The organism is Nonomuraea sp. B12E4 (assembly GCF_039871825.1).
GTDB lineage: Bacteria > Actinomycetota > Actinomycetes > Streptosporangiales > Streptosporangiaceae > Nonomuraea.
The window spans coordinates 164,284-191,063 of the sequence record NZ_JBDPME010000004.1; the positions used below are offsets into that span (position 1 = coordinate 164,284).

The 26,780-nt window shown below is 69.3% G+C and carries 31 protein-coding genes and 1 tRNA gene; 26 read left to right on the forward strand and 6 right to left on the reverse strand.

Annotated elements, in window-relative coordinates; translation table 11 throughout:
• Positions 1-119: 119 nt before the first annotated feature.
• The 24 genes from ABGB18_RS12030 to ABGB18_RS12145 all read left to right on the forward strand — a co-directional run bounded on the left by ABGB18_RS12030 (position 120) and on the right by ABGB18_RS12145 (position 17,909).
• On the forward strand, positions 120-320 hold the full coding sequence (locus ABGB18_RS12030; protein WP_347695526.1) for a hypothetical protein: 201 nt from the start codon (positions 120-122) through the stop codon (positions 318-320).
• A gap of 137 nt (positions 321-457) precedes the next feature.
• Positions 458-616 (forward strand): hypothetical protein, encoded by a 159-nt coding sequence (locus ABGB18_RS12035; RefSeq protein WP_347695527.1) that lies wholly within the window; start codon positions 458-460, stop codon positions 614-616.
• Positions 617-1,004: 388 nt separating this feature from the next.
• Entirely contained in the window at positions 1,005-1,376 is a 372-nt protein-coding gene (locus ABGB18_RS12040; protein WP_347695528.1) for an RNase adapter RapZ, read from the forward strand.
• Positions 1,377-1,478: 102 nt separating this feature from the next.
• On the forward strand, positions 1,479-1,847 hold the full coding sequence (locus tag ABGB18_RS12045; protein ID WP_347695529.1) for a WhiB family transcriptional regulator: 369 nt from the start codon (positions 1,479-1,481) through the stop codon (positions 1,845-1,847).
• Complete coding sequence (locus ABGB18_RS12050; protein ID WP_347695530.1) at positions 1,847-2,395, forward strand: hypothetical protein; 549 nt, start codon at positions 1,847-1,849, stop codon at positions 2,393-2,395. Before ABGB18_RS12045 ends, ABGB18_RS12050 begins: the two co-directional genes overlap by 1 nt.
• A 1-nt stretch (position 2,396) precedes the next feature.
• Positions 2,397-3,020, forward strand: a complete 624-nt coding sequence (locus ABGB18_RS12055) for a hypothetical protein (protein ID WP_347695531.1) — start codon at positions 2,397-2,399, stop codon at positions 3,018-3,020.
• Positions 3,021-3,026: 6 nt separating this feature from the next.
• A complete protein-coding gene (locus tag ABGB18_RS12060) occupies positions 3,027-3,422 on the forward strand; it encodes an RRQRL motif-containing zinc-binding protein (protein ID WP_347695532.1) in 396 nt (131 codons plus the stop codon).
• Entirely contained in the window at positions 3,419-4,513 is a 1,095-nt protein-coding gene (locus ABGB18_RS12065) for a hypothetical protein (protein ID WP_347695533.1), read from the forward strand. The genes ABGB18_RS12060 and ABGB18_RS12065 overlap by 4 nt, the downstream gene beginning before the upstream one ends.
• Positions 4,510-4,806 (forward strand): hypothetical protein, encoded by a 297-nt coding sequence (locus ABGB18_RS12070; RefSeq protein ID WP_347695534.1) that lies wholly within the window; start codon positions 4,510-4,512, stop codon positions 4,804-4,806. The genes ABGB18_RS12065 and ABGB18_RS12070 overlap by 4 nt, the downstream gene beginning before the upstream one ends.
• Before the next feature lie 5 nt (positions 4,807-4,811).
• Complete coding sequence (locus ABGB18_RS12075; RefSeq protein WP_347695535.1) at positions 4,812-5,198, forward strand: hypothetical protein; 387 nt, start codon at positions 4,812-4,814, stop codon at positions 5,196-5,198.
• Positions 5,195-5,686: a hypothetical protein gene (locus tag ABGB18_RS12080; protein WP_347695536.1), complete on the forward strand. Its 492-nt coding sequence runs from the start codon at positions 5,195-5,197 to the stop codon at positions 5,684-5,686. Before ABGB18_RS12075 ends, ABGB18_RS12080 begins: the two co-directional genes overlap by 4 nt.
• Entirely contained in the window at positions 5,686-7,740 is a 2,055-nt protein-coding gene (locus tag ABGB18_RS12085) for a hypothetical protein (protein ID WP_347695537.1), read from the forward strand. Before ABGB18_RS12080 ends, ABGB18_RS12085 begins: the two co-directional genes overlap by 1 nt.
• A gap of 271 nt (positions 7,741-8,011) precedes the next feature.
• Complete coding sequence (locus ABGB18_RS12090; protein WP_347695538.1) at positions 8,012-8,656, forward strand: hypothetical protein; 645 nt, start codon at positions 8,012-8,014, stop codon at positions 8,654-8,656.
• On the forward strand, positions 8,653-8,907 hold the full coding sequence (locus ABGB18_RS12095) for a hypothetical protein (RefSeq protein ID WP_347695539.1): 255 nt from the start codon (positions 8,653-8,655) through the stop codon (positions 8,905-8,907). Before ABGB18_RS12090 ends, ABGB18_RS12095 begins: the two co-directional genes overlap by 4 nt.
• 19 nt (positions 8,908-8,926) lie before the next feature.
• Positions 8,927-9,124 carry a hypothetical protein gene (locus ABGB18_RS12100; protein WP_347695540.1) on the forward strand — a complete coding sequence of 66 codons (198 nt, stop codon included), beginning with the start codon at positions 8,927-8,929 and terminating at the stop codon, positions 9,122-9,124.
• A gap of 73 nt (positions 9,125-9,197) precedes the next feature.
• Positions 9,198-9,680 (forward strand): single-stranded DNA-binding protein, encoded by a 483-nt coding sequence (locus ABGB18_RS12105; RefSeq protein ID WP_347695541.1) that lies wholly within the window; start codon positions 9,198-9,200, stop codon positions 9,678-9,680.
• 100 nt (positions 9,681-9,780) lie between these two features.
• Positions 9,781-10,059, forward strand: coding sequence for a hypothetical protein (locus ABGB18_RS12110; protein WP_347695542.1), 279 nt, complete (start codon positions 9,781-9,783; stop codon positions 10,057-10,059).
• Positions 10,056-11,951, forward strand: a complete 1,896-nt coding sequence (locus ABGB18_RS12115; protein ID WP_347695543.1) for a DNA polymerase — start codon at positions 10,056-10,058, stop codon at positions 11,949-11,951. Before ABGB18_RS12110 ends, ABGB18_RS12115 begins: the two co-directional genes overlap by 4 nt.
• A complete protein-coding gene (locus ABGB18_RS12120) occupies positions 11,948-12,883 on the forward strand; it encodes a hypothetical protein (RefSeq protein ID WP_347695544.1) in 936 nt (311 codons plus the stop codon). Before ABGB18_RS12115 ends, ABGB18_RS12120 begins: the two co-directional genes overlap by 4 nt.
• Entirely contained in the window at positions 12,870-13,811 is a 942-nt protein-coding gene (locus ABGB18_RS12125; protein ID WP_347695545.1) for a hypothetical protein, read from the forward strand. The genes ABGB18_RS12120 and ABGB18_RS12125 overlap by 14 nt, the downstream gene beginning before the upstream one ends.
• A 108-nt stretch (positions 13,812-13,919) precedes the next feature.
• A complete protein-coding gene (locus ABGB18_RS12130) occupies positions 13,920-14,834 on the forward strand; it encodes a bifunctional DNA primase/polymerase (RefSeq protein ID WP_347695546.1) in 915 nt (304 codons plus the stop codon).
• A gap of 45 nt (positions 14,835-14,879) precedes the next feature.
• Positions 14,880-16,097, forward strand: a complete 1,218-nt coding sequence (locus ABGB18_RS12135; RefSeq protein WP_347695547.1) for a DUF3631 domain-containing protein — start codon at positions 14,880-14,882, stop codon at positions 16,095-16,097.
• 163 nt (positions 16,098-16,260) lie between these two features.
• Positions 16,261-16,452, forward strand: a complete 192-nt coding sequence (locus ABGB18_RS12140; protein WP_347695548.1) for a helix-turn-helix domain-containing protein — start codon at positions 16,261-16,263, stop codon at positions 16,450-16,452.
• Entirely contained in the window at positions 16,452-17,909 is a 1,458-nt protein-coding gene (locus ABGB18_RS12145) for a tyrosine-type recombinase/integrase (RefSeq protein ID WP_347695549.1), read from the forward strand. The genes ABGB18_RS12140 and ABGB18_RS12145 overlap by 1 nt, the downstream gene beginning before the upstream one ends.
• 124 nt (positions 17,910-18,033) lie before the next feature.
• Here the strand turns inward: ABGB18_RS12145 and ABGB18_RS12150 are convergent.
• Both ABGB18_RS12150 and ABGB18_RS12155 read right to left on the reverse strand, forming a co-directional pair.
• Positions 18,034-18,115: transfer RNA gene (locus ABGB18_RS12150), tRNA-Tyr, on the reverse strand.
• A gap of 86 nt (positions 18,116-18,201) precedes the next feature.
• The gene (locus ABGB18_RS12155) at positions 18,202-18,879 is read right to left on the reverse strand and encodes a sulfotransferase family protein (RefSeq protein WP_347695550.1); all 678 of its coding nucleotides are present in this window, start codon (positions 18,877-18,879) and stop codon (positions 18,202-18,204) included.
• A 179-nt stretch (positions 18,880-19,058) separates the two neighbouring features.
• Between ABGB18_RS12155 and ABGB18_RS12160 the strand changes: the two genes are divergently transcribed.
• Together ABGB18_RS12160 and ABGB18_RS12165 are read left to right on the forward strand one after the other, a co-directional pair.
• Complete coding sequence (locus tag ABGB18_RS12160) at positions 19,059-19,559, forward strand: YajQ family cyclic di-GMP-binding protein (RefSeq protein WP_347695551.1); 501 nt, start codon at positions 19,059-19,061, stop codon at positions 19,557-19,559.
• Positions 19,560-19,969: 410 nt separating this feature from the next.
• Positions 19,970-20,440, forward strand: coding sequence for an NUDIX domain-containing protein (locus ABGB18_RS12165; protein WP_347695552.1), 471 nt, complete (start codon positions 19,970-19,972; stop codon positions 20,438-20,440).
• On the opposite strand, the gene ABGB18_RS12170 is transcribed toward ABGB18_RS12165, so the two are convergent.
• The 4 genes from ABGB18_RS12170 to ABGB18_RS12185 form a co-directional block, all read right to left on the reverse strand.
• A complete protein-coding gene (locus ABGB18_RS12170; protein WP_347695553.1) occupies positions 20,415-21,908 on the reverse strand; it encodes a hypothetical protein in 1,494 nt (497 codons plus the stop codon). The genes ABGB18_RS12165 and ABGB18_RS12170 overlap by 26 nt on opposite strands.
• A gap of 3 nt (positions 21,909-21,911) precedes the next feature.
• Entirely contained in the window at positions 21,912-22,763 is an 852-nt protein-coding gene (gene htpX, locus ABGB18_RS12175) for a zinc metalloprotease HtpX (protein WP_347695554.1), read from the reverse strand.
• 136 nt (positions 22,764-22,899) lie between these two features.
• Complete coding sequence (locus ABGB18_RS12180) at positions 22,900-24,780, reverse strand: NADH-quinone oxidoreductase subunit N (RefSeq protein WP_347695555.1); 1,881 nt, start codon at positions 24,778-24,780, stop codon at positions 22,900-22,902.
• Positions 24,777-26,684, reverse strand: a complete 1,908-nt coding sequence (locus ABGB18_RS12185) for an NADH-quinone oxidoreductase subunit M (RefSeq protein WP_347695831.1) — start codon at positions 26,682-26,684, stop codon at positions 24,777-24,779. The genes ABGB18_RS12180 and ABGB18_RS12185 overlap by 4 nt, the downstream gene beginning before the upstream one ends.
• Between the last annotated feature and the right edge of the window lie 96 nt (positions 26,685-26,780).

Genomic DNA, 26,780 nt, shown 5'->3' on the forward strand with positions numbered 1-26,780 from the left:
CCGCCTCCCACCGAAAAGGCGGCCTATGCAGGGCAAACGATCCCCTGCGTCACTTCTGCTTACGTCCGTTCTGCCACGGCGTGTGTGTGCTTGTGCCAGATGGCGCAGCCTTCCCGCCCGTGCTGCCTGAAGGGATAGATGCCCTCGTGTACTCCGAGCGCAGACCGCTGCGTCGCTTCTTGCTGTTCCTACTTGCCGGCGCAGTCCTGGTCTTTATCGTCCGACAGCCGGACAAGGCCGCCGTCGCCACGACCGATGCCTTCAACTGGCTGATGTCCGTGGTCGACGCGCTGGCATCCTTCGCCAGCAACCTCGGTTGATCTCCACCTGAGGTGCGATGCACATCGTTCGTCCGCCCCGATGGTCGCAGGCAGGGTTCGACTCCCTGCCGGGGCACGCCGGCCGTTTTCATGCCGGGGCTACGAGCTTCCTCTGCTTACCCATCAAAGGAGTGCTGATGCTGTCCATCCGCCTGGTTGGCGCGCCTGCTGACGTCGCCGACGCCGTGCTGACCCTGCGTGAGACGTTCTCCGTGACCGCGATCAAGGGCCTGTGCCCTTCGGCCCCCAAGCAGTCAAGTGTCCGCGTCTACGTCGAGGTAGACGCCAGCGCCTAAATCCACGTGAGCCCGACCAGCAGACACCCGGCGTGCAAGTCCCGGGCGGGCACGACCGACGCGCCTCAAGCGCACCCCCCGATCACGAAAGGAACACTTCGTCCGCCAGTTTGCCGGTGATGGCGCGCCCGACCCCGCCAAGAGAAGAGCGCGCCGTCCGGCTCCAATCAAAGGAGACATCCAGCATGTCACAGACCCCGCGCGACAAGGCTTACGACCGAGCGCAGTCCCGGCTGACCCGGGATGCTGCGCACCGCCACCAGCAGCCGGACTGGGGCAGGGAGAACCCGCGCGTCCGGGCAGCGTACGACCGCGAGCTTTCACGGACCACGCCGGTCATCGGGCGGAAAGGCCGCCGATGATGGACCGGCCCGACCGCCTCCCCTCGGTGGAGATCGTCTCGTTCGGCTACCTGCACGCCGGACCGCCCGTCGCGCATCTGACGATCGACCTGCGGCACCACTTCAAGGACCCGCACATCTCACCTGAGCTGCGCTACATGACCGCGCACGATGAGCCAGTGCGTACCACGGTGCTAGGCACGCCGGGCATCGCCGCGTTGCTGGAGGCCACCGCCAGTGCGGTGGTCGCGTTCCTGTCTGGCCCGAGCGCCGGCCCGGTCACCGTGGCCGATGGCTGCGCTGGGGGCCGGCACCGCGCGCCAGTCTTTGCCCAGCACCTGGCCAACCGGCTACGCCGAGACGGCCTGTCGGTCACGCTGCACCACCGCGACCTAGACAAGCCCGTCGTTCAGCGCTGACAGCGCGCCACGCAACGTGTCGCGTGGCGCCGGGGGCGGCCTCTGATCCGCCAAGACCTGAGCCGCCCCCTCTCGACTCCCTGCAAAGGAGCACCACCCATCATGACCTACGACCTCAGTGCGCCTCCCCGAGGAACGCGGGCGCTGGCGCGAGATCGCGCTGCGCTGGCGTTGCTGGCCGACCTCACCGAGGGCATGCCGCGGCATCTGGTGGAGGAGGCCGCGTGCATGTTCGACCCCGAACTGCACACCGGCCCAGGCACCTTCGCCGAGGAGCCCGCCGACGAGCGTGCGGCGCGTGAACAGGTGGCCCGTGAAGTGTGCCGGGAGTGCCCGGTGTGGGCCTCGTGCCTGTTCTACGCCCTGGACGCACGTCCGCAGACGGGCGTGTGGGCAGGGCTCACCGCCGAGGAAATCGCCGAGCTCCCCGGCGGACACGACGCCTCCACCCGATCGCCGGAGGTGGCGTGATGAGCCGTCTCACGATCCGCTACCCGCACCTGGAACAGGCCGCCGCCGGCAAGTCGCTCGATCAGGTGGCGGTGGAGTTCGCGCCATCCCGCCCCACCAACCGACGCGGCCTCACCCGCGTGGTGCTACACCCCGGCGTGATCAACGACAACGCCGACGAGTTCTTCGCCTGGGGCTACTGCTGGCTGCTAGCCGCGGCCCTGCACGAGGCCACCGACTGGCTGTACGCCCTGGTGGAGCGCTGGCGTGGGGACGCCTGGGAGTGGACGCACGTGGGCGTCATCACCCCAGCCGGCTGCTTCCTGGACATCCGGGGCTGCCACGACCGCCGCGGGTTGACCGCCGACCTGGAAGGCGCCTACGGCGTGCCCACCCGCATCCGCCGGGGCACATTCGCCGAACTGTGCCAGGCCATGGGAATGCCCGCAGACACCCCGCCTGATTGGTGGCTGGGCCTGCTGGACGCGCCCATCCTCGCTGACACCGTCCGCTACTTCGCCGCGCACCTGATCGGCCGATGCCGCTGCCAGCAGAGGGAGGCGGCCTGACATGGGCACCATCAGCGCCTCCCGCGTGCGCGCGGTGTGGATCGACGCCGGCTACGACCGCGAGATGGCCAGCGACAGAGTCTCCCGATACGGGCACTACGTGCGCGATCACGTCGAGCACTTCCGCGAGGCGTGGGATTGGGAGCAGCCGAGCCCGGCCCGCTTCGCGGCCACGGCATGGCAGGTGGCCACCGGCCCCATCATGGCGCCCGGCTACGTGCGCCGCCACCCGAGGCTGCTGTCGGCCCAGGTGGAGGTCAACGACTGGGACGGCTCACTGATCGGCCTCGCCGCGGTGGTCACCCCGTGGCCGCAACCGCTGGCGAGCTCGCGCGAGTGGCGGGCCGGCGAGTGGTGGCGAGACTGGCCCACCGAACCCGACTTCGGCACCGACACCGTGCGCTACCTGGACCCCGGCGGCCAGGAGATCAGCCGCGGCCAGCACTTCCTGATGGCCAGTGCCGCGCTGGCCTTCCCGTTGCCCACGCAGCCGTTGCCGGTGCTGCCGCCCCAGCCTGGTGGGCCGCTGGCGGATCTGGTGACGCTGGCCCGCGCCTACGTCGAGGTTCTGGTGGCCGAGATGAACAGGGTCCTGTCTCCCGTGATCGCCAGCGTGGAGCGGTGAGGAGCCGTGAGCCGAATCCGCGCCCGCTTTTGGGATCCCACCGGCCAGCGCTACGGCATTCCGACCTGGCCGTGGCGGATGGCGCCGCCGCACCTGCTCACGTTGCGCCAGCTCGCTGCCGCTGGGTTGCGGCCCGGCGGGCAGGGCGTGCAGGGGCAAGTGCTGTGGAGGTCGCGCCGCTACCACGCCCGCGGCGGTGTCCGCGCCGCCTACCTCTACGACGTGCGCTTCGCCCTGCCCAAGCGCACCCCGACCACCCGGCAGCGCGTCGCGCTGGCCAAGGCTAACGCCGCCCGCCGGACCTGCCCCGACTGCTCGCGTGACGTGGGCTACGTGCTGCCCCGTCACCTGGGCACCTGCCTGGACTGCGCCGACCGGCGCGAAATGGAGCATGCCGCATGACCACATTCGCCATCCCACCCCCCGACCCCGACGACGCGGCCATCGCCCGCGAACTGGCCGCCCTCGAACGCCATCTCCTGGACCAGCCGTCCGCCCCGCCGGCCGCCTCGGACGATGCCCCCACGGATACCCCCACCATCGAGGATGCGTCGCATTCCGCCGGCCGCACGCGAGCCATTACCGGCGAGACCCGACGCGTACGGCGCCTGCGTCAGCAGGTCGCCGAGGCGCACCGGCTGGCCGACCTGCAAGACGACGACGCGCCCCTGTTGATCGACACGCCGAAGGTGCGGCGCCGCCGCCGCAAGGCGCACGAGGCGGCCCGGCTGCATGAGCTGGCCCAGGACCCGACCGCGCTGGCCTACCGTGACCAGAAGGTGCGCCGCACGATCACCGCCATGGTGATGGCCGCGGCGGGCATCGCGCTGGCCGTCTCCAGCATCGGCGTGCAGGCATCCGTGGCCAAGGCGCTGGAGCTGAAAGCGCACACGATCGGCTGGTGGGCCGCGTTCGGCGTCGAGCCCGCGCTCAGCCTGCCGCTGCTGGCCACTGTCGCCGTGCAGGCGTACTGCGCGATGCGCGGCCAGGTCATCGACCGCAAGAGCGACGAGGGCCGCAAGATGTTCCGCACCGAGGCGCTGCTGCTGGGCCTGACGCTGGTGCTCAACTGCTGGCCCGCGCTGGCGCTGGACAGCTTCGACCTGCTGTCGCTGATCGTGCACAGCCTCGGCCCGGTTGCGGCGGTGACCGCGATCTGGGTGCTGCCGGCGCTGTGGTCGGTGCTGGCGCTGCTGCCCGCCGGTGATCCAGTAGCCCCCCTTACCGTCGCATGGTACAGCGCAAACACCGAGCCGCCGAAAGATCATGGCAAGCCCTTCGGCGGGGTGCGTAAGGGCCTGCCCGAGAACGTGCACCGGCAGCGCCTGCACGCTCTGATCGCTGCCGGGCAGGTGCCGCCGCAGCCGTCCGCCCGGGTCATCCAGCAGGCGCTCGGCTGCCGTACCGAGGTCGCCTCAACGCTGCGCAACGAGCTCCGCGGCACGCCCGACAATCCCGGCCACGGTGGGCACGGTGGGGAGGTGGCCGAATGAGCCGCCGCCGCTCCATCACCGAAGTTCTGCTGGGCGCCCTGGTGAGCCTGGCCGCCTTGTCGGCCGCCACCGGGCTGGCCGTGGCGAACCTGACGCCGTGGCCGCACGAGGTGGCGCTGTGGCTGTCCGGCGCGGTGGCGGGCCTGGTCGCCGGACCGCCCTTGCGTGGCTGGCTCGCCCTGGTGGCCGCCCACCTGGCCGGCAAGCCCGCCATGCGTGCCATCGTGCGCGGCCCCGACCGACGCGCCACCTCCACCTCCCAGGCCCGGACTCGCGGCCGGCGGGGGCGGTGATGACGATGACCGACGCCCGACGCACGACCCCATGCACGGTGTACGCCATCACCGACGCCGCCCCGCCCCGCACACCCCCAACCGTCCCGGTGGCCCGGTATACGCGGCTGTTGCGTCGCGCCGTCGTGGCCGTGGCCGTCCTGCTGCTGGCCGGCCTCCTACTTGGGGGCGCGTTCAGCACCTGGCGGTGGCTGGTCGTCCCGATGCTGCTGGTCTGGGTCGCCTGGCCCTGGCTGCGCCCGGTGCTGTCCCAGGTGTGGACGGTCGTCCTGCTGGTCCTGGGCGCGCTGGACGCGCTCGTCACCGCCTACGTCGGCGTGCCCCGGCTCGCCTACATCACCCGCCGCATCGCCGGCATCATCCGGCAGACCGCACGAGAGGAGGAGCCGTGACCTTCACCGGAGAAGAGGCGTTCCACAACGACACCACCTATGTCCTGCCCGGCCAGAGAGGGGAGCGCAAGCCCATGGGAGGCACCAGTAGCCCGCGACCCGCAGGAGGCAGCGGCAAGAGCCGCATCCCGGAGCTGTCGGCGATCCCGTGGGAAGGCCCCTCGGCGATCACCCGGTATGCGCAGGTCGGCCGCAACCTCACCCGCGACCTGGGCGAGGAGTTCGCCCTCGGCTCCGATGAGCTGTATGAGGTGCTGATCCGCAGCTTCAAGGGCCACCCGGTGCTGAGCGTGTTCGGCGCCCCCGACGTGCGCCGCCGCGCCAAGCGCGTGGTCAAGCGGCTTAAGCGCGCCGCCGAACTGCAGAAGGGCGCCGGCGTGGAGCTGGTGAAGTTCCACGCCCAGTTCCGCAAGGAATTCGTCGATGTGCTGCCCCAGGCCAACCCCGAGAAGCGGCGCAGCACCTTCAACTGGAATGAGGGCATGTGATGCCGCGCACTACCACCCCGCCGACGCCGCACGCGGTGCTGCCCGCGGTCCCGGAGTCCAACTCCTGGGAGCAGGTGGCCACCCGCGAGGTGTCCAAGGCGCTGCTGTACTTCCCGCCCTGGCTGATCGGCGCCTTGCTGTTCGGCCTCGGCACCGCCTTCCACTACACGCTGCGCAGCGACGACCCGCAGATCACCGCCTGGACCACCGCGCTGATCATCGTCTGTGTGCTGGTGCTGACCGCGCTGACCTGGCACCTGTCGCACGCGCGCAGCCTGACCGGACGCGCGCACACCACGCTGACCGCCCTGGCGGGCGGGTTGTGGGTGTGCGCGGCCACCATCCACGGCCCGGCCACGATGGTGACCGGCCGGCTGATCCTGATCGGCGGGGTGGGGTTCGCGCTGTCGTTCAACATCCGCACCGTCATCCGCGCTAAGCAGATCGACGTCGGCGGCGCGCTGGCCGACCCGCTGAGCTTCCTGTTCGGCCGCGGTGCCGACAAGGCCGGCATGCCGCAGGTGCAAGCCCGCACGATCAAGGCCACCGCCCACAAGGTGACCGGCGAAGTCCAGTTGGCCGAGGGCAAGCAGATCGCCGACGACCTGCAGAAGAAGGTCCCCTACGTCGAATCCGGGATCGGCCTGCCGCCCGGTTCGATCACCACCGCGATCGACCCGGACGACGCCTCCAAGGCCAGCGTGACGATCTCGGACCCGCGGGTGATGAAGCGCCCGATCGCCTGGCCCGGCCCCTCCCACGTCGGCGCGTCCATCGCGGCGCCGATCCGGCCCGGCCTGTGGCAGGACCTGGACGACGTCGAATACATCATCGTCGGCCACCATGTGCAGATCATGGGCAAGACCGGCTCCGGCAAGTCCATCGGCGGCGCCTGGAACCTCCTGGCCGAGGTCGTCACCCGGCGCGACGTGGCGGTGTTCGCCATCGACATCACCAAGGGTGAGCAGACCTTGGGACCGCTCAAGGCCGCCCTGCACCGGCTGGAGACCACCAAAGAGGGCGCCCGCGCCCTGCTCACCGAGATGTTCGAGAAGATCAAGCCGCGTACCGACCTGCTGGCCAGCAAGAACCTGCAAAAGTGGGTCGAAGGGTGCGGGCTGACCTACTGGCTGCTGTGGCTGGAGGAGTTCCCCGACATCTACGACGCCCTGACCGACAAGCAGCAGGAACAGTTCCTGTCCCTGATCAAGGCCATCCGCAGCGCTGGCGGCACCGTGGTGCTGTCCCTGCAGCGCAGCGACTGGACCCAGATGCCCACCATCGCCCGCGGCCAGCTCGCCAAGATGTGCTTCGGCGTCGATTCGGCCGCCGATGCCACCTTCGGCCTGTCCGAGGCCCAGGAAGACGCCGGATGCCGGCCGGAGCTGTGGAGCAACAAGCAGCCCGGCATGGCCTACCTGGACGCCCCGTCCATCCCCGAGGACCGGATCACCATGCCCATGCGCACCTACGCCTGGGGAATCACCGCGACCGGCGAGTTCGACGACGAACAAGCCAACGCCCAGATGCGCGCCCACGCCGCAGCCTTCCCCGCCATCCACAAGCAGATCGACGCCATGACCGCCGCCCTGTCGCGGCTGTCTGCCAGCGCCCTGTCCACCCCCACCCCGCTGCCTATCACTGGGACCGAGGACAACCCGGCCGAAGACGACGACACCGACGATGAGGAGGTGCGCAACGTCGCCACCGAGTACCTGGCCACCGACGACCCCGACCCCGAGGTAAACGCCGGCATCGACGACGAGATCACCGACTTCCCCGAAGGGGAACCGCCGCTGACCTTCGCCCCGCCGGAGCCCAAGATGACCCCGGAAGAGCGCGGCGCGGCGCTCATGGCCCGCCTGCACGAACTGTGGGACGACGGCGCCCGCGATGTCGGCACCGGGGACTTCAAGGTGCTGTGGGAGACCACCGACATCTCCCGCGCCTGGTTCCAAAAGCAGATGAAGCGCCTGTCAGAGGCCGGCGTCATCGGCGCCTACGACGACGAGCGCCAGCGCTACCTGATGGAGCACCGGCCCGAACTCCCCTAACCCCTCATGATCCCGTGGCCCCCCAATCGGGGCCACGGGCGGGGGCTGGGGGAGGGAGTTACAGGTCACAGCACGGGCCACGATGCGTGGCCCCTCTCCGTGGCCCCCTCGTGGCCCCCTCGTGGCCCCTGGTGTGGCCCCCCTTCTGCTGAGGCGTGGCCCCCTTCGTGGCCCCCTCCCAATCAAGATCAAAAACTTTCGCGGATGCATCCCACGCGCAGCCGTGCGCGCGAGCCTGCCCGCACACCCCACCGGAAGGACAACCCTGACCGTGAACCCGCTGAAACTCAGCCCGCCCCAATGGCGCGTCCTGCGCTACCTGGCCATCCACAGCGCCAGCGCCACCCGCGTCGGCTTCCTCGCGACCAAGCTTCGTGACCTCACCGGCGCCAGTCCGGAGGACCTGGGCGGCCTGGCAGACCTCGGCCATGTCACCGGCCGCCTGCACGGCAGCGTCGAGGCCCCGGCTCGCAGCATCGTCATCACCGCCCGCGCCCACCCGAAGCTGCGCATTCACCTCACCCAAGCCGGCAAGAACGCCGCCGCGCCGATCGAGGCGGCCTTCCGTGCCCTGCGTCACCTGCGCACGCACGGCCCCTTACCGGTCGCCACGCTCCAGGACGACGCCGGCGTGGGAGATGACACCCTGACCGAGTTGGAAGCTCTCGGCTTCATCGAGATCACCCCGATCTGCCCTGAGTGCCACGAGCCGGCCCAGCACGACGAGCCCAGCTCATGGACGCCCGCCTGGGGTCGTCCGCCGTCCTGGTCGCACCTGGACGGCGAGCCGCTGTGCCCGGTGGTCGGGGTCAACGGCTACGAACCGGCCACCCCCACCCCCAAGGATCGCCAGATCGCCCTGACCAGCTTCGGCCGCCGCTACGCCGAGCCCTACACCCGCCAGGACCAGTCATGACCGGCGCGTCGGTCCTGTCCACGCTGGTCACCATCGCGGTCTGCGTGACCCTGCTGGCGCTGTTGATGGTCCTCCTCGTGGCGGTCTACCGGTTCAACCTCAAGCGCCACCCCTACACCGACTGCCGCCGCTGCCGGGGCTCGGGAGAGCGCCGTAGCCGCCTGTTCGCGCACTCTTTCGGCTACTGCCCCGACTGCGCCGGCACGGGCCACAAGCTCCGCGCCGGGGTGCGCCTGTTCAACGTCCGCTGACCTGACGGGAGCCCCTGTCATGCATGCGCTCATTCCCGTGCTCTACCTGGCCGTGGTGATGGGCGGTCTGACCTACCTCGGCTACTGCGCCCGGCACCCCTACGTCCTGTGCCGCTCCCGCACTTGTACACCCGCGGCCTGTCCCGTCTGCCACGGAACCGGCATCCGCCTACGGCTGATCTGGCGGCTACGCCGCCGCACCCACTGTGACCAGTGACCACCTGGCGCTGCGGTTTCCCGCCGTACTCCCGTCTGTTCAACAACCCGAAATCCTGGAAGGAAGGCCCGCCATGTCCGGCGAGACCACGATCACCATCATCGGCAACCTGACCGCCGACCCCGAACTGCGCTACACCCAGAGCGGCACCGCGGTGGCCGGCTTCACCATCGCCTCCAGCGCCCGCACCTTCAACAAGAGCGTTGAGCAGTGGGAGGACGGCGAGGTGCTGTTCATGCGCTGCTCGGCTTGGCGTGACCTCGGCGAGCACGTCGGCGAGTCGCTGACCCGGGGCACGCGCGTCATCGCCTCGGGGCGGCTGCGTCAGCGCACGTTCGAGACCAGCGACGGCGACAAGCGCACGGTCATGGAGATGACCGTGGACGAGATCGGCCCCAGCCTGCGGTTCGCCACCGCCCGGCCGGTCAAGGCCGCCCGCGGCAACGGCCAGCGCAACGGCAACGGTTCGGCGTCGGGTGGCGGGTTTGACGACCCGTGGGCCTCCTCCCAGCCCGCCCCCGCTGCTGCTGCCGCCGGTGACGCGCCGCCGTTCTGACCCGTCATCGTCCCATGCCCCCGCTTCGGAGCGGTGCGGCCTGCCCTGGGCTCCCACCGCTCCGAAGCAACCCCCTTTTGACCTGGAAGGACCGTGTTCCATGCCGTCAACGACCATGGACGCCATCGACGACCAGGCGTCGCTGTTCACCATCACCCCCACCGTGGCCGACGCGGTGGCATCAGGGGTGCGCTTCGTCGCCGCTGACCCAGTCGCCAGTGATGCCGTGCTGGCCGGTGACGGCTACGGCTGGCTGGCCGACGCGCTGCCCGCGCCGAGGCCGCCCGCCTGCCCGCACTGCCACCACCCCGCGGTGCTGCCGACGAGTGCACCGGTGCTGTGGACCTGCCCGCACTGCCACCCCACGGAGACCCGATGACCACCACACCCATCGCAGGGTCGGCCCCCGCCCCGGTCGGCTCGACGACCTGCTACGTGCGTGAGCACGCCGGCCACACCATGACCATCCACGCCCCCGCCGCATTCGAGCCGGCCGCGTTCGCCTGCTTCGCCGCCGCCGAGGCGATGCTGGGGCTGGACGTGGAGACCAGCGCCGTCGACGACAAAGGCCCTCGCCAGTTCGACCCCGCCTTCACCGTGCGGCTGGTCCAGTTCGGGTCCACCCGCGAGGCGTGGGTGTTGGACCCCGCCGACCCGGCCCAGCACGCCGCGATCCGCGCCACGCTGGCCGACCCGGCGCGCCGCTTCGTCACCCACACCCCCTACGACCCGCTGGCCATCTGGGCAGCGTTCGGCATCGCGTTGGGGCAACGCGTCATCGACACGCACCTGATCTCCAAGCTGATCGACCCCGACGAGCGCGCCGGCCACGGGCTCAAAGAGCTGACCGGCCGCCACCTCGACGACGGGCTGCAGCAGGCTGAGGCCGCCCTGCACGCCCGGATGCGCGCCCTGGCCCCGGTCGGGCACCGCGCCGGCCACACCTGGCTGACCTGGGGCTGGAACCACCTGCCCACCTCAGATGAGGCGTACGTCGTCTACGCCGGGCTGGACGCCATCTACGTGCGCCGACTGCTGCCCGCGTTGCTGCGCCACTGCCTGGACTTCACCCACCTGGTACGCCTGGAACAGTGGCTGGCCGTCCAAGCCACCGGCATCACCATCCGCGGCCTGCTGCTGGACCGCCCCTACACCACCGCCCTGCTGGAGGAGGTCCAGCGCGAGCACCACGCCGCCGAAACCCGTATCCAGCAGGCGCTCGGCTTCCCCGCCGGCTCGCCCCGGTTCGCTGCCTGGCTGGACGAGCAACTCACCCAAGCAAGCGTCACCGGCCTGCCGCGCACCCCGACCGGCCGCCTGCAGGTCACCGCCGACACCCTCACCACCCTGACCGACCAGCACGCCAGCGCCCTGCCCGAGCCGGTGCGCGAACTGCTGGCCGCCCGCCTGGCGGTGGCCCGCACCTCCAACCTGATCGCCAACCTGACCGGGTTCCTGCGCGCCGCTGACCCGGCCGGCCGCGTTCACCCGCAGATCAACACCCTGCGCGCCAAGACCGCCCGCATGAGCATCACCGGCCCGGCGTTGCAGACGCTCAAGAAGCACGACCCGCGGCTACGGCATTGTTTCCGCGCCGATGCCGGCCACGTGCTCGTCTCCTGCGACTTCTCCCAGGTAGAGGTGCGGGTGGCCGCCGCCCTGTCCGACGACCCGACGTTGAAGCGGGTGATCGCCTCGGGTACCGACATCCACGACGCCACCGCCGCCCTGATGTACGGCGACGGCTACACCAAGGAGCAACGCACCATCTCCAAACGGTGCACCTTCGGCACTTTGTACGGCGGGGGCGCCGCCGCGCTCGCCCGCCAGACCGGCGTTACCGACGAGGTGGCCCGCCAGGTCATCGACCGCTGGCAGTCCACCTACCCGCGCGTGATCGCCTACACCAAACGCCTAGCAGACCAGAGCGTGGTGACCACGCCAAGCGGCCGGCGCATCCCCGCCGACCCCGCCCGCGGCTACGCCAACGGCAACTACATGGTCCAATCCACCGCCCGTGACCTGCTGCTGGCCGCCGTCTACCGCTTCGCCACCGCCCACCCCGAGGCCCGACTGTGGCTGTTCGTCCACGACGAGGTCATCATCCACGCCCCCGAACGCGACGCCGAACGCCTGCGCAACGCCCTCCAGCAGGCGATGACCACCAGCTTCCGCGGGGTGCCCATCGTGGCCGACGCCGAGATCCTCGGCACCCACTGGGGCCACCTGCCCGACAACCCTAACCCTGCCGTGCATCAGGACGCAGCATGACCACGACCGCCGTCCCCTGTACCCAGGACCGGGAGCCGTTGCTTGCCGCCGGCGCAACGCGACGCGTCCCCGACGTCGAGCCCGACGCGTCGCGTTCCACCACGGCGCAACTCGACGCCTCCCCTTCCGCCAACGGCACGCAACGGCTCTGCGCCTGGTGCTCAGGCCCCATCCCCGCCACCGCCAGGCGAGACGCGGTGTGTTGTTCGGTGCGCTGCCGACAGGCGCGCCACCGCTTCACCCGCACCGTAGGCATCGGCGCTGCTCAAGGCGTCGCGGCTGGCCAACCGCTACGGCTGGCCTATGCCGACCCGCCCTATCCGGGCAACGCGCGCCTGTATCGCGGGCACCCCGACTACGCCGGCGAAGTCGACCACAAGACCCTGATCCGTCACCTGATGGCCTACGACGGGTGGGCGCTGTCCACCTCAGCCACCGCCCTGCCCGCGGTGCTGGCGCTGTGTCCGCCAGGGGTGCGGGTAGCGGCCTGGCACCGTGGCGAGCGTCCCACCGCGAGCCGCTGGCCGCTCAGCGCCTGGGAACCGGTCATCTACATTCAGGGCCGCCCTAGCGATCCGTCGCGGGGATCCACGCGACGGGTGGACTCCCTCGTGCACGGCGTGTCCGCCATGACCACCCTGCCCGGCAGGGTCATCGGCGCCAAGCCGGCCGCATTCTGCCGGTGGGTGTTCAACCTGCTCGGCGCCGCGCCCGGGGACAGCTTCGACGACCTGTTCCCCGGCTCCGGTGCCGTCAGCCGCGCCTGGGCCGTCTTCGCCGGCACTGCTGTCCCGTCGCCTGCGGCCGGAACCGACGCGTCGCCTCCAGCTGAGAACGACGCATCATCACCAGGTCCACACGACGCGTCGTCTCCGCCGGCGTACACGACGGCTGACCGCCACCCGACAGGGGCCTCACGTGGAAAGCATTGAGCCTCGCACTCCGAGCGCGCCCGCGGTGTTCTATCTCGGCACGCATCACCCGCATTGGCTGGCTGACGAGCGCTTCCGCGACGTGCGATTGTTCGTGTCCTCCCGCCGCCTACGCCACCGCAAGACACTGCCGCGGGCCGTGGGCCGATGGGCGCTCGACTCCGGCGGCTTCACCGAGATCAAAATGTACGGCCAGTGGACCATCACAGCCGCCGAGTACGCCGAACTCGTCTGCTGGTACGCCCGCGACATCGGGATGCCCGACTTCGTGGCCCCGATGGACTGGATGTGCGAGCCCCCGATCATCTACGGCAAGAACCAGCACCTCCAACACACCGATCCCAGGTACTTCCATGGCACCCGCGCCGCCCGCGGCATCCCCCCAGACGGCCCTGACGAACCGTTAGACGACGCGGTCCGCAAGCACCAGACGTGGACCGTGGCCAACTACCTCGAACTGCGCGACCTGCTGCCCGCAGAACTCAAAAAGCGGCTGATCCCCGTAGCGCAGGGGTGGCTGCTGTCGCACTATCTCGAAATCCTGCGCATGTATGCCGACGCCGGCGTTGACCTGCGCACGCTGCCGCTCGTGGGCCTCGGTAGCGTCTGCCGGCGCCAGCACACCGGCGAGATCGCCGAGATCGTCGCCACCCTGGCCGACCGCGGGTTGCGCAACACGCACGGATTCGGCGTCAAAGCTGACGGGCTCGACCTGTACGGCGCCGACCTGAGCTCAGCCGACTCCCAAGCCTGGTCAGACGGCGAGCGCCACCGCGGTTACCCCCGCTTTCCCGAGTGCGTGGGCGTGCACAAGAACTGCGCCAACTGCCCCAAGGCCGCCCTGCGGTGGCACGGAAAGGTCCTTGACCGACTCACGCGCGCTCGCCGACGCCCCCGCCAACTACGCCTTTTCGATCATGCCGCCTGACCAGCCACCCCCCGGCTGGTGGCTCTACCAGCCATCCGACAAGGCCACCAGCCGGGGGGAGTCCATCCCTGGCTTGCAGGGGCTACGAACCGAAGGACATCACGCACCATGACCACAACAACCGACCTGGCCGGCGCCGTCGCTGACGCCGCACGGCGCGGCTGGCACGTCTTCCCGATCACCCCGCACGGCAAATACCCCGCCCGCGGCTTCACCGCCTGGGAGCACAACGCCACCACCGACCCCGACCAACTCGCCGCCTGCTGGCGACGCGCCCCCTACAACCTCGGCATCGCCTGCGGCCCCTCCCACCTACTCGTCATCGACCTCGACCTGCCCAAACCCGGCGAGCAACCGCCCGCCGCATGGGCGCGACGTGGCGTCGCATCCGGCGAGGAGGTTTTCCGCCTTCTGTGCGCCGAGCACGGCCAGCCCTACCCCGGCGACACCCTCACCGTGACCACCCGATCCGGCGGCGCCCACCTGTATTTCACCGCCCCGCCGACCGTACGCCTGGGCAACACCTCAGGCGAACGAGGCCGCGGCCTGGGCTGGCTCATCGATACCCGAGGCCACGGCGGGTACGTCGTCGGCCCCGGCAGTCACGTGCGTGGCCCGCACCGCACCGGCCGCTACACCATCGTCCGCGACCAGCCCCCGGCGCCGCTGCCCGACTGGCTGGCCGACAGGCTCGCTCCACCGCCTCCGCCGCCCTCCTCAACCCCCGACCCCCTCGCCGGGCTGACCGCCGCCCGCCTGACCGCCTACCTGCGCGCCGTCATGGCCGGCGAACTGGAGCGAGTGACCACCGCGCCAGACGGACACCGCAACCGCACGCTGAACCTGGCCGCCTGGAAACTCGGCAAGTTCGTCGGCCGCGGCGCGCTGCCCCGCGACCTGGTCGAACACGCCCTGCAGGCCGCCGCCGAAACGGCCAACGCCGCCAGCCCAACCCCGCGCACCACCCGAGCGCTAACCGTGATCATCAGGCACGGCATCGACGCCGGCATCCGCGCCACATAACCCGGCACCCGCCGCCCTTGAACCTCTTGAGTCTGGGGAGACAGCATGACCCAACGTCACCCGCCCACCGGCGCCGACTTGCTCGACCAACTCCGCGCCGCCCTGACCCGCTACGTCATCCTGCCCAGCGAGCAGGCCGCCGACGCCGTCACGCTGTGGATCGCCACCACCCACGCTCAACCCGCCATGGCCCACGCCCCGCGTCTGGTCGTCCGCGGCCCCGAAAAGCGGTGCGGCAAGTCCCGGCTGCTGGACATCGTCGAGGCGACCTGCCACGACCCGTTCATCACCGTCAACTCCTCATCGCCGGCCATCTACCGCTCCATCACCAACGACCCGCCCACCATCCTGGTCGATGAGGCCGACACCATCTTCGGCCCCAAAGCAGACGGCAACGAAGACCTACGCGGCCTGCTGAACGCCGGCCACCAGCGCAACCGGCCAGCCAAACGCTACGACGCCGCCCGCAACCAGGTCGAAAGCATCCCGACCTTCGCCATGGCCGCACTCGCCGGCATCGGCGCCATGCCCGACACCATCGAAGACCGCGCCATCGTCGTCCGCATGCGCCGCCGCGCCCCCGGCGAGAAAGCCGCCCCTTACCGCCACCGCCGCGACCGCCCCGCGCTGCGCGAGCTCGCCGCCGCACTCAACCAGTGGCTGCGCGCCGACCTGACCCGTTTGGAGGAGGCCGAACCCGCCATGCCCGTCGAAGACCGCGCCGCCGACACCTGGGAACCCCTGGTCATCATCGCCGACCACGCCGGCGGCACCTGGCCCGACCGCGCCCGCGCCTCCGCCATCGCAATGACCGCCGAAGCCGACGACAACGGCCGCCCCTCCCCGGGGTTGCGCCTGCTCACCGACTGCCGCACCGCCTTTGGCGCCGACACCGCCCTGCCCACCACCGTCCTGCTGGAACGGCTCAAGGCCAACCCCGAAGGAGGCTGGAACGAACACGGCCCGACTGGGCTGACTGCCATGAGACTCGGCGCGATGCTGCGCGAGTACGACATCCGCTCAGCCACCATCCGATTCCCCCGACCCATCGGGCAAGCCAAGGGCTACCACCGCACGGACTTCACCGACGCCTGGGCGCGCTATTGCCCCGCCGTCGAGCCTCCGCCAGGCGGTGACGATCAGCCGTGCGAGCCCGCCGAAGATGGCGCTGTCGTGCCCATCGAGAGGGGAAGCCGTACCAGCCGTACCAGCCTCAATTCCCCAGGTCAAAGCGGTACGGCTTGCACCCCTGGTACGGCTTGAGCCGTACCACCGAAAAAGCCGTACCGGCCCTGACCAGCAAAAACGAGGCTGGTACGGCTGGTACGGCTACCCCCCTCACAACCGCGCCCGGAAGCCCCGAACAGGGCCTCGGAACCCTGCCTTCACGCCTCATGCCGATCACGAATCCGGAAGGACCGCGCTGATGGCCACCGCCGCAGGCAAGCCCCTGACCGTCGCCGAGTTCTGCACCGAACTCGGCATAGCCCGATCCACCTTCTACGACTGGCGCCAGAAAGGCCGCGCCCCGCGCTGCCTCAAGCTCCCCAACGGCGACCTACGCATCCGCCGCATCGACTACGAACGTTGGCTGACCAGCTTGGAGGATGCTGCGTAATGGAAACCAGCTACAACGTTCGCATCTGGAAAACAGACATATATAAGGGCGCCAAGGTCACCACCTATACCGTCCGGTGGAGAGTAGGTGAAAAACCCTTCAAGGAACCATTCCGGGGCAAAACACAAGCAGACAACTTCAAGGCCGAACTGACAGTCGCGGCCAACAGGGGCGAAGCATTCAGCGTCGAAGATGGGCGACCGATCTCATGGAGGCGGGACGAACAAGCCCTAAGCTGGTTCACGTTCACATGCGCCTATACGGACACTAAATGGCCGTACGCCTCGGGGAACCACCGCAAAAGCATCGCCGAAGCACTCACCGATGCCACCGAAGCGCTACTGATGAGCGACGCAGGACGGCCCGACCAGAAAGAGCTACGTGCGGCACTACGCGGTTGGGTTTTCAGTACACGAGTCCGCGACGGCGCAGAACCCGCCAAAGGCCAGCACACCGCCGTGCGTTGGCTGGACCCTCCCGAGGACATCCAGCACGTAGTTCGGTGGCTGCAGGAGAACACCATCGACGTCCGAGAACTGACGCGTCCCAAGCGCGGCCCACTCCTCACACGGGCCGTGCTCGACAGGATCAGTCGCAAGCAGGATGGGACAGCCGCAGCGGGCAACACAGTTAAGCGTAAACGACAAGTCCTCAACAACGCTTTCAAGTTCGCCCGGGAGATCAGCGCCTTGCAGGCTAATCCTCTCGACAGCGTTACGTGGACCAAACCAAGAACTGATGAGGCCGTAGATCCTGGTGTCGTAGCGAACCGCGAACAAGCCCGCGCCATCCTTGCCGAGGTAGCAAAGGAAGGCGCCATGGGCAAACGGCTCGCGGCCTTCTTCGGTTGCATGTACTACGCTGCCCTACGCCCGGAAGAGGTCATCGACTTGCGCACGGAGAACATCAAGAATCTTCCCGAAAGTGGCGAATGGGGCGAGTTCGTTCTTACGAACTCTGACCCCGAGGTCGGCACTAAGTGGACGGACGACGGCAAAGCGCGACAACGACGCGGGCTCAAGCACCGCCCGGTGAAAGCAAAGCGCCAGGTACCCATTCACCCGGATCTCGTGGCGCTACTGCATGCCCATCGCGCCGAGTTTAACCATGGTCGTGAGGGCCGCATTTTCACCGGGCCGCGCGGCGGCATCATCCGGGACAGCACCTATCTGCCGGTCTGGCACAAGGCGCGCGAGCGCGCCCTCAGCCCCGCCGAGCAAGCGTCGGGCATCGCGGCACGGCCGTATGACTTTCGGCACGCCTGTGTGTCCACCTGGCTGAACGCCGGCGTGAACCCTCCCCAGGTAGCGGAGTGGGCGGGCCACAGCGTGGACGTGCTCTTGCGGGTCTACGCGAAGTGCATCGCCGGCGGACAGGTCGAAGCCATGCGCCGCATCGAAACGGCGCTGCCCCCGGCCGCCCCCGCTGAGCGGCCGGACGCCCCCAAGGCAGACTGACGATCTTCGGCGCGTATTCGGCGCAGCCACCCGTACTGAGCCGCTGTCAGCCGTAGACGGCCGGACACAAAGCAAGAGGCCCGTCACCGCGTTTCCGCTGGTGACGGGCCTCTTCCCGCTGGTGTGGCAGGTGCAAGGTTCGAACTTGCGTAGGCTGAGCCGACGGTTTTACAGACCGCTCCCTTTGGCCACTCGGGCAACCTGCCGTGCCATCCGCTCTCGCGGCGACAGACAGAAGGATAGCGGACTTCCGAGGTGTACGTGACACCAGTTTGTCCGTACCGGATCGTGGTTAGCGGCTGCGCCGGAACAGGAGGCCGGCGGCGGAGCGGGAGTGCTGGTTGAAGGTGGCCGCGTCGTTGGCGCGGGGGAAGGGGTCGGGTGGGGGTGGGGTGGAGAGGAACGTGCACAGGGGGTCCCAGCCCTGCTTGACGTCGAAGACCAGGAGGCGGTCTGGGGGGATTGTGGCTTTTACCTCTTCTATGTGGGCAGCGAAGGTTTTGAGGGCGTGGGAGGGGTCGAACTGGCCGGCGAATACGCGCTCTTGGACAGCCAGGCGGGTGAGCTTTGTGAAGGCTGCGAGGTCCGTGCCCATGAGGCTGGAGATGCGGGTGATGGTGCGGCCTGGCCAGGTGGATCCGCGCTTGGCCGCTTGGAAGATGGTGGCGTTCATGCTGGCCAGCCAGCGGTCCGGGTCGCGGACCGTGAGGATGACCTTGGCGTCCGGGTAGCGGGCTGCCAACTCCCGCCAGTACGCGGCCGCGGGCCAGTCGGTGCAGGAGTTGTAGCCGGACAGGGCGGCGTCCAAGTTCGTCTCGCGGCCTTCGGCCACGGCGAGCCAGCGGTGCACCTGGGCAGGGTTATCGATCACCTCGGTCATGTGGTGGCATGGGCCGAAGCCCAGGCGCTCCAGGGCGATCTTCAAGGACAAGGTTCCGGTACGGCCGAAGCCGGCTCCGATTACCAGCACAAATCCCACCAATCCCATCGGAAACTGCAAGAAGGGCTTGAACCAGGATCCTTCTCTGCACACGGGCGAGCAAGAGGTCGGGGTCCTGCACAGCGCGCCGATGCTGGCTAGGCTCGTTCGCTGGGTCCCTTCGCGTACGCCGGGAAGCAGGATCCGCAGAAACTTTCGCAGCTGAAGGGATGGGTGTTTTGGCCGATTCATCTTTCGACATCGTCAGCAAGATCGACCACCAGGAGGTCGACAACGCTCTGAACCAGACGGTCAAGGAGATCGGACACCGCTTCGACTTCAAGGGCACCGGGGCGGCCATCAGCTGGTCCGGTCAGACCAACATCGAGATCAAGGCGAACAGCGAGGAGCGGGCGAACGCCGCACTCGACGTGTTCAAGGAGAAGGTGGTCAAGCGGGGGCTGTCGCTGAAGATCCTCGACGCGGGTGAGCCCAAGTTGTCGGGCAAGGAATACCGCATGCTGGTCAGCCTGAAGGAGGGCATCGACCAGGAGCACGCCAAGAAGATCTCCAAGCTGATCCGCGACGAGGGCCCCAAGGGGGTCAAGGCGCAGATTCAGGGCGAAGAGCTTCGCGTCAGCTCGAAGAAGAAGGATGACCTGCAGGATGTCATTTCGCTCCTTAAGGGGAAGGATCTGGACATAGCCCTGCAGTTTGTGAACTACAGGTAGTGGAGCGGCGCGCGAGGCTGCCGCGGTCGGCCTGCGTGGGCTTCGGGTTCGTTCTGATCGTGGAGCCGGGTCACGCTCAGGTGCATGTACGCCCTGCGAATCGCATGCGCCCCATGGACGCCGTCGTCATGTGCGGATCCGGGGTCGTTCGTGTGCGCTCCTGGGATCTGGGCCACTCTGGACACGCAAGTACGTATGTAACCAGGTATGTCGTCGGTAACAAGCGTGGTCGGCAGTGTGGTGGAGTGGCCCAGAGCCCAGCCCACCATCGTCAAGATCGGTCCAGGCCGTGATCGGTGGTGGGTTAAGGCTCGCGCGCGCTGGTTGGTGTCCTCATGGCCTTGTGGCGATGGGTTCGGAGTCGGGTGGGCTGGCGCGGTTTGCGGGGTTGGATCGTAAGCTCATTACTCGTGACAAAGATCCCCCTGCGCCGGGTCACGGCACGTGCCCTGCCTATTGACGACCAAGACCGGGTGCTCCTGCTTTACGGCTTCGATCCCGCGAACGCCGACAAGCCCTTCTGGTTCACCATCGGCGGGGCCCTGGAGGGTGGCGAGACGCTGCAGGAGGCTGCGGCGCGCGAGCTGTTCGAGGAGGCCGGGATCCGAGCCGAGGCCGCGGACTTCACCGGACCGTACGGGACCGGCACGATCGAGTTCTCCTGGGCCCAGTACGCCATCACCCAGGATCAGACCTTCTTCGCAATCCGGGTCGGCGATGCCGCCGTGTCGTTCGACCACATGGAGCAGATCGAGAAGGACACGACGACCGCCTACCGGTGGTGGAGTGCCGAGGAGCTCGAGAGCACCCAGGAGACGTTCTTTCCCGAGGACCTCGTGGTGATCCTGCGGAAGATCACGAGGGGCGGAGAACTCGCGTAGCGCCCGCTATGAGCGCCGTTGCCAGGATCCAGCCCGAGACGATCAGCCCGTACGCGAGCCACTGCGTCCACCCGCCCGGGTCGAACATCTCTCGCTGTCCGAACGCCGGCAGCGGGAGCAGGAGGTCGAAGGCGTAGGCGAAGGCGTTGAAATCGGGGCTTTCGGTGGGTTTGAGTGCTCTGGGCGGGTTGAGGGCGAAGACGACCGTTCCGAGCGCGAGCAGGAGGGTGAACCACATGCCGGCCAGCCAGGGCCGGTAGCCGTACCCGACCGCGACGTCGAGCAATCGGCCCCACAACCGGCCGCCGAGTCCCTGCGTCTGCCGCCGGGCGCGGAGCTTGGCGAGCTGGGTGCGGCGGGCCAGCGCGTCGTTGCCGTCACTGAGGTACCAGGCGGCCAACTGCTCGTACGGCTGCGGCCGGAACCCCTCCGGATCCCGCGTGACCCACTCGATGCGGCGCGCCACGCCTGAGCCGCGCAGGCGGCTGTAGGTAAGACCGTTCAGGCGTAGTTTGTCCGGCCAAGTGTCCGGGTCGTCCAGCAACGTGCCGAGTGTGGTGTGCGCCAGGGTGACGACGCCTTCGATGGGTTTCGCCGGTCTCAGATGGAGCTCGCGGATCTCCATGTGGCTCATGTACAGGGCGTAGGGGGTGTCCGGGCTCTGTACGGTTCCGTCTAGGGAGAACGTGCCGTTGATCCGGGCGCCGCGCAGCCGGATGCAGCCCTGTGCCAGGAACCCGTCGGTGCAGCGCATGGTGTCCTCTACCACCATGTTGTCGGCGGAAAGCGCGTCCTTGCCGGGATTGGTGAGCTTCGCGCCGTCCAGGAAGAATCCGCCGTTCAAGCGGGAACCGACCAGGACGACTCCTCCGGTGAAGTCGGCATTGCGCATGTACGTGCCCGAATCCACGACTGCGGCATTCGCGTCCAGTGCCCATTCTTCTTCGTCGTCGGCCACCACCTTGGTGCCGCCCAGCCACAGGCCGCTCTCGAACTGGGCCCGGCTCAGGCGGATGGTGCCGGTGACGTTGGAGCCGGAGAGGCTGAGATGGCCGGCGACCCGCATGCCGCCGCCGCTGAGGCCGGGGAAGCTGCAGTCGGTCAGGCGGATGGTGCGGGTGCTGGAGCCGGTGAGCCGGATGGGTTCGTCCAGATGGCAACCGCTCAGGACGAGTTCGTGCGGAATGGTGCCCCCGATGATCGTCAGCGGGCCGGTGATCCGGGCGCCGCGCAGGCGTACGGCGGGGACCGAGCCCGTGCCCCCGTCGCGGGCGCCGAGCAGGAGCGAGGCGACCACCTTGGCCCTGATCGAGCGCTCGGGGCCCCAGGTGGCGCCGTCGGAGGGCGCGTTCTCCCCCGCCGTACGGCCGCGGCCGATCTCCACCGCGCCCAGTTCGACGATTTCGCCGGTGGGGAAGGCGTTCCAGAGCCGCTGTTCGGCTTGGGTTAATCGCGGAGATCGGCCCATGGGTCAGCGGCGGTAGCCGGCCATGCGCTCAAGGCGGGCGACCCGCTCGGACGTGGGCGGGTGGGTGGAGAACAGGCGGCCGAAGCCCGAGCCGCTGAACGGGTTGGCGATCATCATGTGGGAGGCCGAGGTGAGCCGGCTGTTCTCGGGAAGGGGCAGCCTGCGGGCGCCCATTTCGATCTTGCGCAGCGCCGAGGCCAGCGCGAGCGGGTCACCCGTGAGCCTGGCGCCCGATTCGTCGGCCTGGAACTCCCGGGTGCGGGAAATTGCCATTTGCACCATCCCGGCCGCCACCGGCCCGAGCACCATCATCAGCAGCGCGCCCACGAAGCCCGGCCCCTCGTCGTCGTCCGAACCGCCGAAGAAGACGGCCACGTAGCTGAGCCAGGTGATCATCGTGGCCAGCGCACCCGCCACGGAGGAGACGAGGATGTCCCTGTTGTACACGTGTGAGAGCTCGTGCCCGATCACCCCGCGCAGCTCGGCCTCGTCGAGCAGCTTGGTCAGGCCGTACGTCACGCAGACCGCGGCCTGGCGCGGGCTCCTGCCCGTCGCGAACGCGTTCGGCTGCACCGTCGGCGAGATGTAGATGCGTGGCATCGGCTGGCGCGCCTCGGTGGAGAGCTCTCGCACGATCCGGTAGAGCGTGGGCTGCTCGACCTCGCTGACCGGCCTGGCCCGCATGGCCGACAGCGCGATGCGGTCGGAGAAGAAGTAGGCGACCCCGTTGCTCACCAGAGCCAGTATGAGCGCGAACTGCACTCCGGCGCCGCCGCCCAACCACGCGCCCACCGTGATGATCAGCGCGGACAGCCCTCCGAGCAGAACGGCGGTGCGCAGACCGTTGTGGTGCAAGGTTCCCCCCTTCGTGGCCTGGGTTCACCACGTCCAACGTTGATGACCCGGCTCTTCGTTCCCCGGTGTACTCAGCTGAGGGCGGAGTGCGACTTTCATGCCTCATGGGGCGTGTCAGTGGCGCGGGTGCGGCGCGTCAGCCGAAGGGGGACAAAGAGGTCATGTCCAGGACCAACTGAGGGGCGAGGGAGAACAGTACGGCCACCAGTAGGGCGAGACCGATGGCCAGCCATGTGGTGGGGGGTGGGCGGTGCGGGGCGGGGGATGTCGCCATGGCTGGGGTCGGGGACTCGGCTGGGGTTCGGGGCTCGGCGGTGAGAGGTGCTTCTGCGGCTGAGTTGGGGGTCGGGCCGGGGGCGCCGATGGTGGAGGGCCTTGTTGCGGCCGGAGCGGGGGACGCTGCCGGGGCTGGGAGCGGGGATGCTGCCGCGACCAGGGATGGGGACGTGGCCGGAGTTGGGGTGAACAGGCGGGCCGTCCAGGTGGCGTAATAGTAGAGGCCGATCACGGTGTTGATGGCCATGATCAGCGCCAGCCAGCCGGAGCCGCCGCCGACGAGCTCGCGGAAGACGAAGACCTTGGCGAAGAGCCCGGCCAGGCCCGGAGGCAGACCTGCCAGGCAGACCAGGCAGAACGCCAGCGCCAGGCCTGCCGCCGGGCTCCGGAACACCAGGCCACGGTAGTCGTCGAGCTCGTTACGGGCGGAGGATCTGGACATGAGCATGACCACCGCGAACGCGCCGAGGTTCATCGCGGCGTAGATCACCAGGTATGCCATGGACGTGCTGATCGCGCCCGAGACGGCTTCGGGGAGGAGGGGGGCCGTCGTCGCGGGGGCGGCGATGCCTTGGGCGGTAGCGGAGGCCGTTTGGGCTGCTGTGGTGGCCGTTTGCGCGGTGGTGGTCTGGGCTGTCGCGGTGGCGATGTGGGCGGTGGCGGTGGCGGTGGCCGTGGTGCTTTGGGCGGTTGTGGCGGCGATCGCCAGTGGGGCCAGGATGTAGCCGGACTGGGCGACGGAAGACCAGGCCAGCAGGCGTACGGCGGAGCGCTGGCGCATCGCGAGCAGGTTGCCGGTGGTCATGGTCAGCGCGGCGACGATCCCGACGACGGGGACCCAGGTGGTGGCCTGCCCGGCCAGCCCGACGACCAGTACGAGGATCAGCCCCGCGAACCCCGCCGCCTTGGAGATGACCGAGAGCAGGGCCGCCACGGGGACGGGGGCGCCCTGGTAGACGTCGGCCGCCCATGAGTGGAACGGCACCGCCGCGATCTTGAATGCGAATCCCGCCACCACGAGCACCACGCCGACCGTGACGACGGCGGGCGGCCCCTGGGTGAGCGCCGGGTCCACGCCTGGTGCCGGCATCTGCCCGCTGAGCACGGCCGCCAGGCGGGACAGGTAGACCGTGCCCGCGATGCCGTACAGGAGTGAGACGCCGAACAGCATGATCGCCGTCGACACCACTGACACCACGAACAGTTTGACCGCCGCCTCCGAGGCGCGGCCGTCGTAGCGTTTCATCGCGGTGAGGGCGAAGACCGGGAGCGAGAGGAGCTCGAGGGCCACCACGAGCATGACGAGGTCTCGGGAGGCGGGCAGCGTGATGGCGCCTACGAGGGTGCAGAGCAGCAGGAAGTACCACTCGCCCACGGGGATGCCGCCGCCCGCCAGCTGGGTCATCGACATCAGGACGACCACCACTGCGGCCACCAGCACCATGCCCGCGAACACCAGCGTGAACTGATCCACCACGAACGAGCACATCGCCGGCCCCTGACCCGCCGGGCCGGCCAGGTTGGGCGGGACGCAGAAGGTCGACTGCGGTGGACCGCCCCTGATCGCCTGGGCGACGACGAAGGCCAGGGAGATCGCCACACCGGCCAGCGTGAGGAGTCCGAGTGCGGTCCTGGCGGCCGGGCGGGCGGGCAGGAACGCGTCGAGCAGCAGCACCAACGCGGCCACCAGGGCGAGCACCAGCGGGGGCGCGATCAGGAAGTAGTCGATCTGCTGGATCATGAGAGGGCTCCCAGCAGGGTTTGCACGGCCGGGGTGGTGAGTGACAGGAGGAGGCCGGGCCAGAGGCCGAAGAGCACGGTCAGGGCCACGAGGGGGGTCCAGGCCAGCAGCTCGTGCCTCCTGATGTCCTCCTGCCGGACCTCAGGCGCGCCGCCGGGCACCTGAAGCACGCCACTGGGCACCTCAAGCATGCCGCCGGAGGCCGCGAATGTGCCAGCAGGCGCCCTAGTTGCACCAGCAGACGCTCCATACGTGCCAGCAGGCGGCGGGGGCGGGTCGGCAAGCACCTCAGAGGCCCCAGGCGTGTCAGCGGACGCCCCAAGCGCCCCAGGTGTGTCGACAGGCGTCCCGTGCGCCCCAGGAGCGCCGACAGGCGCCTCGGGGCTGGGGGCGAGGGTTCCCGTGGCCGAGGGGCGCCCGGATGAGCTCACAGGCACGGTGAGGCGTTCGTCAGGGGTGCCGGCTGCTCTCATGCCGTCGGCTTCGTCTTCGCTGTCTGGTATGCCGTGGAGCGGCGTGGCCGGAGCTGGGTCACGGGGGCGTCCGTGGGTGACGCGGGACAGCATGATCAGGAAGTAGGCCGCTGTCAGGAGCGCGCCCACGCCGCCGATCACCATGTACGTGAGGAACAGCCCGCGGGGCAGCCCGTTCGCCGGTTGGAACGCCCCGAACAGCGCCAGCATCTCCCCCCAGAACCCGGCCAGGCCGGGCAGCCCGAGTGAGGCGATCGCCGCGAACGTGAGCACCGAACCCAGCCGTGGCGACGTGGCCAGCATGCCGCCGCCCAGCGATGGCATGTCGGCGGTGTGGTGACGCTCCTTGATCGCCCCGGCCAGGAAGAACAGCAGGCCGGTGATCAGGCCGTGGGCGACGTTCGCGAAGAGGGCGCCGTTGGTGCCGACCGGGGTCAGCGTCGCGAAGCCCAGCAGTACGAAGCCCATGTGGCCGACGGACGAGTAGGCGATCATGCGTTTGAGGTCGCGCTGGGCGAGGCAGGCCAGGGCTCCGTAGATGATCCCGACCACGGCGAACGCACCCAGCCACGGCGCCACCGCCGCCGCACCCTCTGGGAGGAGGGGGATGGCGATCCTGGCGAAGCCGTAGGTGCCCATCTTCAGCAGCACCCCGGCGAGCAGCACCGACCCCACGGTGGGCGCCTCGGTGTGGGCGTCGGGCAGCCAGGTGTGCAGCGGCCACATCGGCGTCTTGACGGCCAGGCCGATGCCGATGGCAACGAATGCCAGGATCTGCACCGATCTGGACATTCCGGTGCCGTGGGCCGCGCTGAGCGCCTCGATGTCGAGGGTGCCGGCCTGGACCCAGACGAGCAGCAGGCCGAGCAGCATCACCACCGAGCCGAGCAGGGTGTAGAGAACGAACTTGACCGCGGCCGCCCGGCGTCTCTCGCCGCCCCAGATGCCGATCAGGAAGTACATCGGGATGAGCACGATCTCGAAGAAGACGAAGAAGAGGAGCAGGTCGAGGGCGAGGAACGTACCGATCATGCCGACTTCGAGGACCAGCAGCGTGAACACCAGCGCCCGCGGCCTGGCGCTCATGAACGGCCCGGAGTCCCTGGTCCTGCCCCAGCACAGGTAGACGAAGCACAGGAACGTCAGCAGGGCCGTCAGCGCGACCAGCGGCAGCGAGATCCCGTCGACGCCGAGATGGAAGCGCAACCCCAGGCCGGGGATCCACGGCCAGTCCACCTCGAACTGCAGCCCTGCGGCGCGGCCATAGTCGAACGTCGCGACGAGCAGCCCGGCCAGGACGAACGTGACACCCGAAATGAGCAGTCCGTACGTGCGCAGGAACGGGCGGAGGACCTGGGGGGCGAGCAGGAGCATGAGCGCGCCGAGCAGCGGCACGGCCAGCAGTGTGCCCGGGAGCCAGCCACCCATCATGCGAACATCACCGTCCTCGACGAACGACCCGAGCCTGGACAACACGGGCACGCCCCCATCCCGACGTCCAAGAGCGCCGCCAGGGCTCCGGCATGA